Raw genomic sequence first — 14,502 nt, forward strand, 5'->3', positions numbered from 1 at the left:
AGGTCATGGAGTTCAACATCGGGGACGTTGTCGTCTACCCCCACCACGGCGCCGCAGAGGTCAGAGGAATCGAACAGCGGGAGTTCAAGGGCGAGACGGTCGACTACCTGGTACTCCGCATCCTCCAGGGTGATCTGCTGGTGAAGGTCCCCGCCGCGAACGCCGAACTTGTCGGCGTGCGGGACGTCGTCGGTGAAGAGGGCCTCCAGAAAGTCTTCTCTGTCCTGAGGGAGACCGACGTGGAGGAAGCCGGAAACTGGTCGCGCCGGTACAAGGCCAACCAGGAACGACTCGCCTCCGGCGACGTCAACCGGGTCGCCGAGGTCGTCCGTGACCTGTGGCGCCGTGACCAGGACCGGGGCCTGTCCGCAGGAGAGAAGCGCATGCTCGCCAAGGCGCGTCAGGTTCTCGTCGGTGAGCTGGCACTGGCCGAGGGCGTGGACGATGACAAGGCAGATGCCGTCATCGGATGGCTGGAGGAAGCTGTGCAGCGTCACCGGGACGCCGCAGCCGCCGCCCGCGCCGCTGCCGCCGCAGGTGAGGAGCCCAGGCACACCGTCGACCTCGATGAAGAACTCGACGAGGACTGACCCCCGGCACCGCCGTTGGTGCTCAGTCCGCGAAGGTGACCGGGGCCTCACCGACATTGCGGAACTCATTGGCGTGGTCGCCGAAGAGTTTGAGCACACATGTGTCGACCGAGCAGTCCACGGCGTCCCCCTTCTCCGCCACGGTGAGGGTCACTTCGGCGTTGCCTTCGGCGTCGAAATGGTCGGTGGCGCGCTGCTCAGACTCCGGGGCGATCCACTTCGAGGCAGAACGGTCCCCGGTGCACTCCGGCGGTGCTCCCCGCCCCGCGGCGTCCGCCCCCGTGTCCTCCCTGCAGATCGCGAGGTAGTACCCGGCCGAGGTGTCCAGTCCGTGGAGGGTGACGATGATCTGTTCGCCGTCGACGAGGTTCTGGGTCTTGTCCGCGGAGATCTGCGGCGGACCGGGATCTTCCGGGGGAGTGTCCCCGGCAGCCAGCGGCGCCTCACTTGTCGGCGGAACGGTACCGGTGGAGTCGCCCGGGGTCTCCGTGCCGGCCGCGTCTGTCGTTCCGCCGGTGCCGTCCCCGTCGCCTGAGCAGGCGGCCAGGCCCACGGCCAGGACGGCTGTGGCGGTGAATGCGGCGGTACGGCGGGTGAGGGTGGTGGTCATCGGTGGACTCCTCAGCGTGGTGTGGTGAACGTCAGTTCTTAGTTCAACCTACCAAAGGCAGGGGTGAGCGCACCGTGGTTTCGACCGAACCCAGTCCGTCGACACTGACCGTCACCACGTCACCGTCCCTGAGGAACCGGCCGCTGCCCGCCCCCACACCCTCCGGGGTTCCGGTGAAGATCACGTCACCGGGTTCCAGGGTGGTGAACTCGGAGATGTACCGGACCAGGTCGACCGGAGGGAACACGAGGTCGGCGGTGGAGTGCTCCTGACGCAGCTCCCCGTTCACCCACGTCCGTAGGACGGCACCCCCGGCAACCGGGTCGACCCCGGTGGTCAGCCACGGTCCCAGCGCGGAGGACGCGTCCAGGTTCTTGCCCTGGAGCCACTGCTGGGTGCGGTACTGCCAGTCACGCTGCGAGAAGTCGTCGCCGACGGCGTACCCGGCGATCGCGGCCTTCGCATCCTCCTCTGAGGCTCCTCCGGTGGCCCCCGGGAGGCGGCGTCCGATGACGACGACGAGTTCACCCTCGTAGTCCGCTTTCGCCGCCAGATGCTCCGGCACGGTCACGGTCGCGGAGGGACCGGTCAGTGCGGTGGGGAACTTGGCGAAGAGGGTGGGATGGTCGGGGACCGGGTGGCCCATCTCGACGATGTGCTCCCGGTAGTTCAGCCCCACGCACAGGGCCTTGCCGGGGCGGGGGACCACCGGCAACAGGTCGGAACGGTCCAGGGTCACCTCGGCACCGTCCCGGCGGAGGCAGGTCGACACCCTGGATTCCAGGTCGTCGGGGGACTTCGCCAGCAGGGTCCCGAGGTCGCAGCGTTCCACCACCCGGCCGGTGACGGTGGCCGAACCGGAGATGTCGGCCCCGTCGTCGATGAGCACCGTGGCGACACTGCCGGCGGCGTCGATGCGGGCTGTGGCAAGTTTCATGGGCTTCTCTCCTACAATGACGGTGTGACTCTGCGCATCTTCGATACCGCCACCCGAGAACTCCGTGACTTTGTTCCGCTGCGGGAGGGGCACGCCAGTGTGTACCTGTGCGGTGCGACTGTCCAGTCCGTCCCGCACATCGGTCACGTGCGGTCAGGGGTGGCCTTCGACATTCTGCGCAACTGGTTGACGGCCAAAGGGCTGGACGTCGCTTTCGTGCGCAATGTTACCGACATCGACGACAAGATCCTCGCCAAGTCTGCCGAACACGGCCGCCCCTGGTGGGAGTGGGCGGCGACGCACGAGCGTGCGTTCACCCGTGCATACGACCTGCTGGGCGTCACCCCGCCGTCGGTGGAGCCGCGTGCGACCGGGCACGTCCCGGAGATGATCGCCTACATCCGTCGCATCATCGACAACGGCCTGGGTTACGCCGCCCCCGACGGGTCGGTCTACTGCCGGACGGCGAAAGTGCCCGGTTACGGCTTCCTGTCCCACCAGAAGCTCGACGAACTCGACCAGGGTGAGGATCCCGCCCCCGGTAAGGAGGACCCCCGGGACTTCGCCATGTGGAAGGCCGCCAAGCCCGGTGAACCGGGTTGGGAGACCCCCTGGGGGTACGGCCGTCCGGGCTGGCACATCGAGTGCTCGGCCATGTCCCGGAAGTACCTCGGTGCCACGTTCGACATCCATGCGGGGGGAATGGATCTGCAGTTCCCCCACCACGAGAACGAGGCGGCGCAGGCGCACGCGGCCGGCGACGGTTTCGCGAACCTGTGGATGCACAACGGCTGGGTGACGATGTCGGGTGAGAAGATGTCGAAGTCCCTGGGCAACGTGCTCTCCGTGCCGAATGTGCTGACGCTGGTCCGCCCGATCGAACTGCGCTGGTACCTGGGGTCCGCCCACTACCGGTCCATGCTGGAGTACTCGGAGAAGGCCCTGCAGGACGCCGCGGCCGGGTTCCGCCGGGTCGAGAAGTTCCTCGACCGTGCTGTGGAGGTGCTGGGCACCGTCGAGGTGGGGGACTGGCTCCCGGAGTTCGGGAGGGCACTCGACGACGACCTCGGGGTGCCGGCGGCCATCGCGGTCCTCCAGGACGCCGTGCGCTCGGGCAACACCGCCCTGGACGGGGGTGACCTCGTCGCGGTGGCCCGGATCGCGGGCCAGGTGCGCGCGATGACGGGTGTCCTCGGGGTCGATCCCCTGTCGGACACCTGGTCAGGGCCGGACTCCAGAGGACGTGGCCAGGGCATCGGTGCCGGGGCGTCATCCGGGGCTCTTGAGGCGTTGGATGTACTGGTGAAATTCGAGCTGGAGCGCCGGGCGACCGCGCGTGCCGAGAAGGACTGGGCCACCGCGGACGCCGTGCGCGACCGCCTGAAGGCCGCCGGTGTCACCGTCGCGGACTCCGCTGACGGTGCCACCTGGTCGCTGGGCTGAGCAGCTGGGCTGAGCCTGGGCCGGGTCCGCTAGGCAGGGCCGGGTGCTAGCGTTCCGCCAGTGCCGTTCCCTTGAGCTCCGGCAGGGTGTAGGCGGCCACGGCCGCGACGGCGAAGGCCACCCCGAACAGGGCGAAGAGGATTCCGGTCCCGCCGAAGACCAGCAGCGGCGGCACGATGAGCGGTGCAATGATCGAGGCGATGCGTCCGAATCCGGTGGCGGCCCCGGTACCCGTCGCCCGCAGAGGCGTGGGGTAGAGCTCCGGCCCGACCGCGTACAGCGCACCCCAGGCGCCGAGGTTGAAGAAGGACAGCAGGCATCCGGCCGCGATGATCTGCCATCCGGCGTCGGCCAGCCCGTAGAGTCCGGCCGCGCACGCCGAGCCGACGAGGAACGTGGTCAGGGTGACGCGGCGTCCCCACTTCTCGATCAGCCAGGCGGCGCAGGCGTAGCCGGGCAGCTGCGCGACCGTGATGACCAGCGTGAAGGTGAAGGACTTCACCAGTGAGTAGCCGTTGGACGCCAGGATCGAGGGGATCCAGGTGAACGCCCCGTAGTAGCTGAGATTGATGCAGAACCACACTGTCCAGAACGCTGCCGTGCGCCTGCGCAGGGGCTTCGACCAGATGCCGGTGACCTCGGCGTCCCCGTCTGTCCCGATGATCGCGGCGTCCCTCTGGGCCTCGTCGAGCACCCTGTCCCCGGGCGCGGGGGTCCCGGCCTGAAGGAACTTCGGCCCGGGTTCACTGGCCTCGAACTCGCGGACGGTGGCCTCGGCCTCGGCGTGGCGTCCCCGTGACTCCAGGAACCGCACCGACTCGGGCAGTGTGAGCCGCACGACCAGGGCGTAGGCGGCGGGGATCACGCCGATGGCGAAGGCCCAGCGCCAGCCGTTGTCACCGAGGGGTACGAGGAGTGTGCCGATCACGGCAGCGGCGATCCAGCCGACCGCCCAGAACGCCTCGAGCAGCACGACCATCCTGCCGCGCACGGCACGGGGGGAGAACTCGGAGACCAGGGTGGAGGCCACCGGAAGCTCCGCGCCGAGGCCGAGGCCGATGACGAAACGCAGCACCAGCAGCATGACCAGTCCGGTCGACAGTGCCGCGGCACCGGTCGCCAGTCCGTAGACCAGCAGGGTGAGGGCGAAGACGTGGCGTCGTCCGAACCGGTCGGCCAGGAGCCCCCCGACCGTGGCGCCCAGTGCCATTCCGATGAATCCTACGGAAGCTATCCAGGAGGTCTGGGTGTGGGAGAGTCCCCAGTGCTGGGTGAGTGCCGCCATGATGAAGCCGATGAGGCCCACGTCCATGGCGTCCAGTGCCCATCCGATACCGGATCCGGTGAGCAGTCTGGTGTGCCGACGGGTCACGGGGAGCCGGTCAAGACGCTCGGTGCGGCTGAGTGCACCGGCGGACGGTGACTGCGGTGAATGCGGTGACTGCGGTGACGATGGTGACGAGGGGGACGGTGACGGGGGAGGGGTGGTGTTCATGGGCCATGAGGGTACCCTCATGGGACGTGCCGGAATAGAGCTGCCCGGGGTTGACCCGTAGGATGACCCCCATGGCAGGTAACGACAGGCGCCGCGGCGCGGTGCGCAGGACCGAACGCAAGGGCTCGACGAAGGGTTCGGGGGGACAGGTCCGGCGGGGGCTCAAGGGGAAGAAGGCCACACCCAAGGCAGAGGACCGCGTGTACCACGCGAAGTACAAGGCGAAGAAGGCGAAGGAACGCCGTGAATCGGGTCGTCCGGCGCCGAAGGACCCGGACACCCAGCCGGAACTCGTCGTCGGGCGCAATCCCGTCATCGAGTGCCTCCACGCACACGTGCCGGCCACCGCACTCTATGTCGCGGTGGGCACGGCCAATGACGACCGTCTCAGCGAGGCGGTGCACACCTCGGCCGAACGGGGGATACCGGTCCTGGAGGTCAGCAGGGACGAACTCGACCGCATGACCGGTAACGGTATGCACCAGGGTATCGGACTGCAGGTGCCCCCCTACCGGTACGCCGACGTGGACGACCTCATCACCCTGGCACAGGAGTCCGGCCGACCAGGTCTCATCGTCGTGCTGGACAACATCACCGACCCACGCAACCTCGGGGCGGTGATCAGGTCGGTCGCAGCGTTCGGCGGGCACGGTGTCGTCATCCCCGGGCGCCGTTCCGCATCAGTGACCGCGGTTGCGTGGAGGACGTCGGCGGGCACTGCGGCCCGACTTCCGGTCGCCAAGGCGACAAATCTGGTTCGTGCGTTGAAGCAGTTCCAGCAGTCCGGCTACCAGGTCGTGGGACTGGATGCGGGAGGACGCCACACCCTGGACACCTACGACGGCACCGGTCCGGTGGTGGTTGTCGTCGGTTCCGAGGGCAAGGGACTGTCCCGGCTGGTCGGGGAGACCTGTGACGACATCCTCTCGATCCCCATGACCTCCACCGTAGAGTCGCTCAACGCCTCCGTCGCCGCCGGGGTGGTGCTCAGCGAGTTCGCCCGCCAGCGCAGGGTCCGCGGCTGAAACGGGAATTCCCGCCCCGCCCCGCGCGTTGGGTCACTGTATGACCCGTAAGTTGTTCACCCCCGTGACCCTGCCCACCCCGGACGGATCAGGACTGGAGGTCGGCAACCGCGCCTTTGTCGCGCCGATGTGCCAGTACTCGGTCACCGCCCGTGACGGCGTTCCCACTGACTGGCATCTCTCTCACCTCGGAGCATTCGCCGCCGGCGGGTTCGGACTCGTCGTCGTCGAAGCCACCGGTGTGGAGGCCCGGGGCCGGATCTCGCCGCTGGACCTCGGACTGTGGGACGCCGGACAGGTTCCCGCCCACACCCGTATCGTCGACTTCATCCACGGTCAGGGGCGCCTCGCCGGCGTCCAGCTCGGACACGCGGGCGGGAAAGCCTCGACCTACCCGATGCTCCCCGGTCACAACGACGGTGCCACTGTCCCTGAAGAGGAGGGAGGATGGTCCACCGTCAGTGCCTCCTCGGGACCGGTACTGGAAGGGCTGGATCCCGCCCGGGAACTCACGGAGGAGGACATCGCCGGGGTGGTGGCGTCCTTCGTCGCGGCCGCACGGCGGGCGGAGGAGGCGGGCTATGACGTGGTCCAGATCCACGCCGCGCACGGTTATCTCATCCACCAGTTCCTGTCGCCGTTGACCAACCGGCGCACCGACGGCTACGGCGGTGACCTCAGGGGCCGTTCACGTCTTCTGCGCGAGGTCGTCACCGCGGTCCGGCAGGAGTGGCCGGACTCGAAGCCGCTGGGGGTCAGGGTCAGTGGAACAGACTGGGTGGATGACGGCCTGCAGATCTCCGAGGTCGCGGAGGTGCTCAGAGGCCTCGCCGCGGAGGGGCTCGTCAGCTGGGTGGACGTGTCCTCCGGTGGTCTGACCGACGGGTCGACCATTCCTGCCTGCCCCGGCTACCAGGTGCCGTTGGCACAGCATGTCACCCGGACTCTCGCGGACGCCGGTCTGGGCGAGGACACGGTGGTGGTTTCGGCGGTCGGTGCCGTCGACAGTGCCTCCCAGGCGGAGACGATCCTGGTCACCGGGCAGGCGCATGCTGTGTCGATCGGGCGCGCGGCACTGCGCAACCCTCACTGGGCGGCCCTGGCCGCGGCGGCGCTACGGGTGCCCCGCGGGGAGATCCCCCATGCCCCGCAGTTCTTCCGCGCCGGGTTCGGGTCGGCGTCCTGACCTCCCAGTGATGTGGGTCAGTGCCGGTGGTGGTCTCCGTCGCCGGGGACGGCGGTGACTCCTTCGGTACTCCCGGCCCCGTCACCCGGGGCGTCCCCGTCGGGGTTCTCCGGGTTGTCACGTGAGGCGTCACGTGAGACACGTCGTCCCCGCACTGCTGCGATACCCCGGCAGGCGAGGTAGATGCCGAAGCTTATCGAGGTGACGAAGGGGCTCACCGGCAGTCCGGGACCGAGGGAGAGAACCAGCCCGCCGGCGGCGGAGACCACCGCGAAGGACGCCGAGAGCACCACCGCCAGGGCCGGGTTGGCCGTGACCTTCACCGCCGCCGCGCCGGGGGTGATCAACAGGGCGAGCAGGAGCAGTGCCCCGACGATCTGCACTCCCTGGGAGGCGACGACGCCGATGATCACCGCGAAGACGGCGGCCAGGAGTTTCACCTTCACTCCTGCGGCTGCGGCGAGCACCGGATCGGCCGTGGCGAACAGCAGGGGGCGCCAGAGAACCCCGACCACGGTGACGACGAGGACGGTGACGACGGCGAGTGTTCCCAGCGACGCCCCTGACACGCCCACGATCTGCCCGGTCAGCAGGGCGTAGGCTTCAGAGGTCCGTCCGGGGTAGAGGTAGATGAACAGTACCGACAGTCCCATGCCGAAGGCGAGCACCACTCCGGTGGTGGCGTCCTGTTCCCTCATGCCGAGCAGGGCGAGGACGACCGAGGCGAGGACTGCCCCGGCAACCGCACCCGCGGTGACACTGACTCCGAGCAGGAGGGCGGCTGCGGCCCCCATGAGTGCGAGTTCGCCGGTGGCGTGTGCGGCGAAGCTCATCTTCCTCATCACGATGAGGGGTGCGACTGCCCCGGACACCACTCCGAGCAGCAGTGAGGCCCAGAGGGCGTTCCGGACGAAATCGACCCCGAGCAGGTCCCAGGTACTCACACGACCACCAGTTTTCCGTTGACGCGGGCGACATCGACCCTGGTCCCGTAGAGATCGGAGAGGACGTCGCCGCGCATGACCTCGTCGACTGTCCCGGTGACGTGGCTGCGGGGGCCGAGGTAGAGGATCCGGTCCGTCACGTCGAGGACCGGGTTGATGTTGTGGGTGACGAAGACGACCGCGGTGCGGCGTTCACGACGGCGGCGGTCGAGCAGTTCGACGGCAGCACGCTGGGTACGCAGGTCGAGACTGAGCAGGGGTTCGTCACACAGCAGCAGCTGCGGGTCACCGGCCAGGGCCTGGGCCTGGCGTACGAGCTGCTGCTGGCCTCCCGAGAGGGTTCCGACGCGGCGGTCGGCCAGTCCCAGGGCCCCCACTTCGTCCAGGGCGCGGTCGACGGTGGAGCGGGAGGGACGCCGGTTGTGCAGGATCCCGTGTCCGATGGCCAGGCCGACCAGGTCACGCACCCGTACCGGAAGGTCGGGGTCCGCCATGCGCTGCTGGGGTATGTACCCGGTGCGTGCGCCGGTGGTGACCGTGCCGTGGGTCAGGTGACGGGTGCCGAGGACTGTTCCGAGGAGGGTGGATTTGCCGACCCCGTTGGGGCCCAGGACGGTGAGGAACTCCCCGGGGGTGACGGTGAGGTCGAGATGACGCCACAGGGGCTCGACGGCGGCGTCACGGAAGGTCAGGACGGTCGTCTGGACAGGCACCGTCCGGGGCACTGTCCGGGTCACTGTCCGGCTTCTTCCGGGCCGGCGGCCTTCTCCAGCGCTGTGACGACATTGTCGAGGTAGTCGAAGTAGGTCTGCCCGTTGTCGGGGGATTCGTTGACGTTGACCACGGCGTCCCTGTCGGGCAGGCCCTTGTCCTGTGCGGCCTCGACGAGGCGTGTGGCGGCGGGTGTCTGGGCCTGGGTGTTGGTGACGAGGATGTCGACGGTTCCGTCGCTGATGAGGTCGCGGGCGGCGGTGAGGTCGGCGGCGGAGGGCTCCGATTCGTTGAGGGTGGCGTGGGCGAAGCCTTCCGGGGTCACGTCCCTGAGCTTCGTGTTCTTCAGCAGGTCGGCTGCGACCGGTTCGGTGAGCAGCACATCGGCCGCCGGGAGTTTGCCGAGCCTGGCTCCGGCGTCGTCCAGTTTCCCGGCGACACCGTCGGCGTGGTCGGGGAAGGAACTGTCCCTGCCGTGGAGGGAGGACGCCAGGCGGTCGGCGAAGTCGCGGACGGTGGCGAGGTCGAACCAGACATGCGGGTTCACGTCGTCACTGGGGCTGTCACCGTGGCCGTCACTGGGGCTGTCACTGTGGTCGTCGCCTGCGTGGTCGTGTTCCCCGGTGTCATGTCCTTCGGTCGTGGGCGCGGCGGTGATGACCTCGGCGTCGGGTGCGGCGTTGTCGGTGAGCCAGTTGTCGTAGCCGGCACCGTTGCCGATGACGATGTCGGCGTCCCTGATGTCGGCTATGTCTTTGGCGGTGGCCTCGTACTCGTGGGGGTCACCGTCGGTGCCGGAGAGGATGGTGGTGACGGTGACGTCGAGGTCGGAGCCTGTTTCCCGGGCGTCGTCGACGACTTCCCGGGCCACTGAGCCCCATACGGCGGTGGATGCGACGATGTGCAGGTCGGCGTTGTCGGCGGCAGGATCTCCGGAACCGCCGGAGCACGCGGTGAGGGACGCCCCGGTCAGGGTGAGTGCGGCGGCGGCGACGAGTGCCGTGCGGGTGGCACGGGCGGTCAGGTGGAGGCTTCTCATGGTGCGTCAACGTAACTCTTGTTGTTAATGGTTGTCAATTGCAGAAGAGTGCGGGCGCGGGGGTCGGACGTGCCCGCCCGGCCACCGGGTGAACACCGGCTAAACTCGGACCCCGTGAACCGATCCAGCAGCCAGGGCAGGAAGGGCCGACCCGCCCGCCGGGGAACCCTCGCCTCCATCGCCGCGGAACTCGGGGTCTCCCGCACCACCGTGTCGAACGCCTACAACCGCCCGGAACAGCTCTCCGCGGAACTCCGGGAGAAGATCCTGCGCACCGCCGACGCCATGGGCTACTCCGGCCCCGATCCCATGGCCCGGTCCCTGCGCACCAGGCACGCCGGTGCCATCGGCGTCCTGCTCACCGACGACATGACCTACGCCTTCGAGGACCAGGCCTCCCTGGAGTTCATGTCCGGCATCTCCGAGGCGTGCGTGGGCATGGACACCTCCATGCTGCTGATCCCCGCCGGCGCGGAGACCAGCGAGGAGGACCGGCCGGCGACCCTGGTCAACCAGGCCGTCGTCGACGGGTTCATCGTCTACTCCGTCGCCTCCGACGACCCCTTCCTCACCTCGGTGGAGGCCAGGAACATCCCCACCGTGATCTGTGACCAGCCCGCCGACGACCACGGCGTGAACTTCGTCGGCATCGACGACGCCACCGCGATCCGACCGGCGGCCCGCGCACTGGTCGATGCGGGGCACACCAGGATCGGGATCCTCTGCATCCGCCTCGACCGGACACCCAACAACGGACCCGTCGACCCGGGCCGGCTCGCCGGGGCCCATCTCCACGTCCAGCGGGACAGGGTCAGCGGGGCCCTCGCCGTCCTCGCTGACGCCGGAATCGACCCGGTGACCGTCCCGGTCATCGAGCGGCACCTCAACACCCCGGAGACCAGTTACTCCGCCGCTGCGGAACTGCTGGAGAGGCATCCGGACCTCACCGCGGTGATCTGCACGACCGACTCCATGGCCCTCGGCGTCCTCGACTATGCGGCAGACCGTGGCATCGACGTGCCGGGTGACCTGTCCGTCACCGGTTTCGACGGCATTCCCCGGGCCCTGGACCGGGGACTGTCCACCGTGGTGCAGCCCAACCGGGAAAAGGGATTCACCAGCGGAAATGTGCTGGCCGCCCTGATCCGCCGCCGGGAGGACGCCCTACGTCCCACCCACCGTCGCCCCGCCGGGGACGCCGACTGGGCCGAACCGGAGAAGCGGATCATCCTCCCGACCCACTGGCAGCCGGGGACGACCGTCGCGCCGGCACGGTGACCGGAGCTCAGCTCTGCGCCGGAGCGTCCCGGTCAGCGTTGTGGAGGGAACGGGCGTCGGTGAGGCGCCGCAGAACATCCGCGACCTCCGCGGTCCCGGCCACCCGGCGGGTCGCCGCAGTCTCACCGTCGCCGACCTTCACCCCGAGGTCACCGGGGCGCAGGACGCGCAGGGCAGTCTCGTCGGTGAGGTCGTCACCGATGAACACCACCCGGTCGGGACGGGTCGCTTCCGTGTACCACTGCAGGTACCTGCCCTTGGTCATGTCGGTCACCGCGACCTCGAGGATGGCCTTGCCGACGGTGAGTGTGACACCCGGCAGATCCTGCACCGCCGCCCGCAGCGCCTCCGTCGCGGCGAGCCCTTCCGCGGCGTCGACGGCGGTGCGCCGGTGCAGCCCCCGGGAGTAGGGCTTGTACTCCACCCACAGTCCCTCGTCCCGTGAGGCCTGTTCCTCGGCCACCGCGGTGATCCGCTCAAGCAGTGCGACCTGCGCGGGGGTGAGCATGTCCGGGGAACCGTCGGCGTCGGCGTCCTTCTCCGCAGGCTCGGCACCGTGACTGCCGACCAGCCTGACGTCGTCGGGGCCGGGGAACTCCAACGGTTCAAAACCGGTGATGATCCGCAGCTGCCGGAGGTCACGGCCGGACAGGAGCATCACGGTGGTGCCGGGCATCCGGCACAGCTGCCGGACCGCCCGGTCGGAACCGGGGACGAGGCGGACGGACAGCGGGTCCGGGGAGAAGTCGGCGAGGGTGCCGTCGACGTCGAGGGCGACCAGCAGGGTGGGGGAGGACGCCAGGTCCGCGATGTCCGCGTCGGACACCGGGGGCAGTGGTGCGGGAGTGTCAGTCATGCCCCCAGGGTAGCCGGACCGTGGGCCGGGCACGGGCGCGGCGTCAGCCCGAGAACCTGATGCTGCGCCGGGGTGAGTCACTGTCCCACAGCCGGAACTCCCGGAGGGAGGCACTGTCGTCGACTGTCCATCTCAGGTCCGGGGTGCCCAGGATGTCGGTGAGCTGATCGGCGTTGTAGCGGTCGGCGGGGCCGCAGTCGCCTTCGACGGTCGTCTGCAGGTCTGTCAGCGTGACTGTCGCCGAATCACCGGACCCGTGCCAGGTGACGTTCCCGCTGAAGTGGACGCAGCCGGACGCCCCGGTGAACGACGACGCACCGAAGGTGAGCCGGGTCGTGGCCTGTTCGGGGGCGTCGAAGTTCTGGTCGCCGACGGAGGTGACCTGCCAGTCCACACCGGTCACCCGGTCCGGCCCGTCGTCGGCCCCGCAGGAGCTGAGCAGAACTGCGGCGGCCGGGAGGACCACCAGGCAGGAGCGGGTGATGCTCACCGGCGCTCCAGTTCACGGAGGAACCTGTGGGCCCAGGCGTGGACGTCATGCCTGCGGACCTCGTCCCACATGGCTGTCATGCGGGCGCGCCGGTCCTCCTCGGGGGATTCGATGGCCTTCATGATCGCCCCGGCCGTGGACTCCACGTCATAGGGGTTGCACAGGTAGGACTCTGTGAGCTGGGTCGCCGCCCCGGTGAACTCGGACAGCACCAGGGCCCCGGAGCCGTCGGAGTGGGCGGCGACGTACTCCTTCGCCACGAGATTCATCCCGTCCTTCAGGGCGGTGACGAGCATGACGTCCGCGGCGGCGTACAGGGCCACGACCTCTGAGAACGGAAGCCCGGCGTGGGTGTAGTGCACCACAGTGTGGCCCAGACTGCCGTGCCGGCCGTTGATACGGGACACGGCGAGCTCCACGTCGTTCCGGGTGCGCTGGTAGGAGTCGATCCGTTCACGCGACGGGGTGGCGACCTGGACCAGGCAGACATCGTCGGCGTCCAGCTGGCCCCGGTCGAGCAGCTGTTCCAGCGCCCTCAGACGCTGGAGGATGCCCTTGGTGTAGTCCAGCCGGTCAACGCCGGCGAGCAGGATACCGGGTGATCCGACACGCCGTCGCAGCGCCGTTGCCGCGGCAATGGTCTCCGGTGACGAGGCGGTACGTGACACTTCCGCGGAATCGATGGAGATCGGGAAGACGCCCACCTTCACGTGGCGCGTCCGACCGTCGGGGCCCTCGACGTGCACGGTCCCGGCCACGGCGTCCCGTCGCGGAAGACGGGCACCACGGATGTAGGAGACCCCCTCCTCGTCGGTGCCGGAAGCCCCGTCATCGGCCCCGCAGGCGTCACCGGCGCCGACCTTGGCGAAGGACACGTCCGCCCCGAGGGCGCGGAGGGTGTAGAGGAAGTTCCAGGCTGAATCAGGGGTGTGGAACCCGATGAGGTCGGAACCGAGGGTGCCGAGCAGGACATCCCACCGCCAGGGCAGCTGGCGGAAAAGCTCGGGAGCGGGGAAGGGGATGTGCAGGAAGAACCCGATACGCAGGTCAGGTCTCATCTCCCGCAGCATCCCGGGGACCAGGTGGAGCTGGTAGTCCTGCACCCACACGGTGGCCCCGGGCGCGGCAGCCTCGGCGGCGGCTTCCGCGAAACGCCGGTTCACCGTCCGGTAGGAGCGCCACCAGGAGCGGTGGAACTCCGGGTGGACGATGACATCGTGGTAGAGGGGCCAGAGGGTGTCGTTGGAGAACCCCTCGTAGTAGGAGGTGAACTCCTCGGTGGAGATGTTCACCGGCAGGAGGGTGATGGCACCCCCGGGCATGTCCTCGGCGACGATCTCCTGGTCGTGGGTGTCCGCGGTGGTGCCGGGCCAGCCGACCCAGCACCCGTGGTCGGCCTCCAGCACCGGGCGCAGTGCGGTCACGAGGCCCCCCGGGCTGGTGGTCCAGACGGTCTCTCCGTTGCGGTCGACGGTCCGGTCCACCGGCAGGCGGTTGGCGACGACGACCATGTCTCGCGGGGTGACGGGCATGCAGGTCAGCTCTCGTCGGAGGTGTTCGACGCGGCGGACTGGTCAGCCGACTTACCTGCCGCTTTCCCGGCGGACTTCTTTGCCGTGGTCTTCTTCGCCGCGGCCTTCTTGGTGGTCTTCTTCGTCGTCTTGCGCCGGGTCTTCTTCTCCGGCTCCGGCGGGGCGAACTCGGCGGCGACCTTGCGGTGGATCAGGCCCTCCGGCTCCACGCCCAGCATGCACATCAGGGTTGCGGCGTCAAGGTTGTCGGTCGAATAGGTGGCGACGATACGCCGGGCTGCGGAAGCGGTCTCGCTTTCCACGGTGTGCAGGGATTCTGCGCTGGTGGTCTGACTGTCGGTGACCTTCGGCGGCACTGGTGCTCCC

15 protein-coding genes are annotated in these 14,502 nt (G+C 69.0%); 5 read left to right on the forward strand and 10 right to left on the reverse strand.

Features of this window, described 5'->3' with window-relative positions; translation table 11 throughout:
- Positions 1–5 precede the first annotated feature (5 nt).
- Complete coding sequence (locus E0E18_RS11455; RefSeq protein WP_066586907.1) at positions 6–590, forward strand: CarD family transcriptional regulator; 585 nt, start codon at positions 6–8, stop codon at positions 588–590.
- 22 nt (positions 591–612) lie between these two features.
- Here the strand turns inward: E0E18_RS11455 and E0E18_RS11460 are convergent, their stop codons facing one another.
- Positions 613–1,200: a thiamine biosynthesis protein gene (locus E0E18_RS11460; protein ID WP_130840911.1), complete on the reverse strand. Its 588-nt coding sequence runs from the start codon at positions 1,198–1,200 to the stop codon at positions 613–615.
- Between the two features lie 43 nt (positions 1,201–1,243).
- Positions 1,244–2,137 carry a fumarylacetoacetate hydrolase family protein gene (locus E0E18_RS11465; protein ID WP_130840913.1) on the reverse strand — a complete coding sequence of 298 codons (894 nt, stop codon included), beginning with the start codon at positions 2,135–2,137 and terminating at the stop codon, positions 1,244–1,246.
- A gap of 24 nt (positions 2,138–2,161) precedes the next feature.
- Between E0E18_RS11465 and cysS the strand changes: the two genes are divergently transcribed.
- The gene (cysS, locus tag E0E18_RS11470) at positions 2,162–3,580 is read left to right on the forward strand and encodes a cysteine--tRNA ligase (protein ID WP_130840915.1); all 1,419 of its coding nucleotides are present in this window, start codon (positions 2,162–2,164) and stop codon (positions 3,578–3,580) included.
- A gap of 46 nt (positions 3,581–3,626) precedes the next feature.
- Here cysS and E0E18_RS11475 read toward each other — a convergent pair whose 3' ends face one another.
- Positions 3,627–5,075, reverse strand: coding sequence for an MFS transporter (locus E0E18_RS11475; RefSeq protein ID WP_130840917.1), 1,449 nt, complete (start codon positions 5,073–5,075; stop codon positions 3,627–3,629).
- 71 nt (positions 5,076–5,146) lie between these two features.
- Between E0E18_RS11475 and rlmB the strand changes: the two genes are divergently transcribed.
- Positions 5,147–6,100: a 23S rRNA (guanosine(2251)-2'-O)-methyltransferase RlmB gene (gene rlmB, locus E0E18_RS11480; protein WP_066589545.1), complete on the forward strand. Its 954-nt coding sequence runs from the start codon at positions 5,147–5,149 to the stop codon at positions 6,098–6,100.
- A gap of 40 nt (positions 6,101–6,140) precedes the next feature.
- Positions 6,141–7,286 carry an NADH:flavin oxidoreductase/NADH oxidase gene (locus E0E18_RS11485; protein ID WP_130840919.1) on the forward strand — a complete coding sequence of 382 codons (1,146 nt, stop codon included), beginning with the start codon at positions 6,141–6,143 and terminating at the stop codon, positions 7,284–7,286.
- A 17-nt stretch (positions 7,287–7,303) separates the two neighbouring features.
- Here E0E18_RS11485 and E0E18_RS11490 read toward each other — a convergent pair whose 3' ends face one another.
- From E0E18_RS11490 to E0E18_RS11500, 3 genes are read right to left on the reverse strand one after another with little or no spacing between them, the layout of a single operon-like run.
- Positions 7,304–8,230 (reverse strand): metal ABC transporter permease, encoded by a 927-nt coding sequence (locus tag E0E18_RS11490; protein ID WP_078057560.1) that lies wholly within the window; start codon positions 8,228–8,230, stop codon positions 7,304–7,306.
- A complete protein-coding gene (locus E0E18_RS11495) occupies positions 8,227–8,943 on the reverse strand; it encodes a metal ABC transporter ATP-binding protein (RefSeq protein ID WP_130841451.1) in 717 nt (238 codons plus the stop codon). The genes E0E18_RS11490 and E0E18_RS11495 overlap by 4 nt, the downstream gene beginning before the upstream one ends.
- A gap of 20 nt (positions 8,944–8,963) precedes the next feature.
- Entirely contained in the window at positions 8,964–9,980 is a 1,017-nt protein-coding gene (locus E0E18_RS11500; protein WP_110482013.1) for a metal ABC transporter solute-binding protein, Zn/Mn family, read from the reverse strand.
- A gap of 114 nt (positions 9,981–10,094) precedes the next feature.
- Here E0E18_RS11500 and E0E18_RS11505 point away from each other — a divergent pair, with 114 nt between their 5' ends.
- Positions 10,095–11,258 (forward strand): LacI family DNA-binding transcriptional regulator, encoded by a 1,164-nt coding sequence (locus E0E18_RS11505; protein ID WP_237559760.1) that lies wholly within the window; start codon positions 10,095–10,097, stop codon positions 11,256–11,258.
- A gap of 7 nt (positions 11,259–11,265) precedes the next feature.
- On the opposite strand, the gene otsB is transcribed toward E0E18_RS11505, so the two are convergent.
- From otsB to E0E18_RS11525, 4 genes are read right to left on the reverse strand one after another with little or no spacing between them, the layout of a single operon-like run.
- Positions 11,266–12,114 carry a trehalose-phosphatase gene (gene otsB / locus E0E18_RS11510; protein ID WP_110482009.1) on the reverse strand — a complete coding sequence of 283 codons (849 nt, stop codon included), beginning with the start codon at positions 12,112–12,114 and terminating at the stop codon, positions 11,266–11,268.
- Between the two features lie 43 nt (positions 12,115–12,157).
- Complete coding sequence (locus E0E18_RS11515) at positions 12,158–12,604, reverse strand: META domain-containing protein (protein WP_130840924.1); 447 nt, start codon at positions 12,602–12,604, stop codon at positions 12,158–12,160.
- Positions 12,601–14,136, reverse strand: a complete 1,536-nt coding sequence (locus tag E0E18_RS11520; protein ID WP_066585171.1) for an alpha,alpha-trehalose-phosphate synthase (UDP-forming) — start codon at positions 14,134–14,136, stop codon at positions 12,601–12,603. The genes E0E18_RS11515 and E0E18_RS11520 overlap by 4 nt, the downstream gene beginning before the upstream one ends.
- A gap of 5 nt (positions 14,137–14,141) precedes the next feature.
- Positions 14,142–14,492 (reverse strand): hypothetical protein, encoded by a 351-nt coding sequence (locus E0E18_RS11525; protein WP_130840926.1) that lies wholly within the window; start codon positions 14,490–14,492, stop codon positions 14,142–14,144.
- Between the last annotated feature and the right edge of the window lie 10 nt (positions 14,493–14,502).

It is taken from the genome of Corynebacterium neomassiliense (assembly GCF_900626215.1).
Classification (GTDB): domain Bacteria; phylum Actinomycetota; class Actinomycetes; order Mycobacteriales; family Mycobacteriaceae; genus Corynebacterium; species Corynebacterium neomassiliense.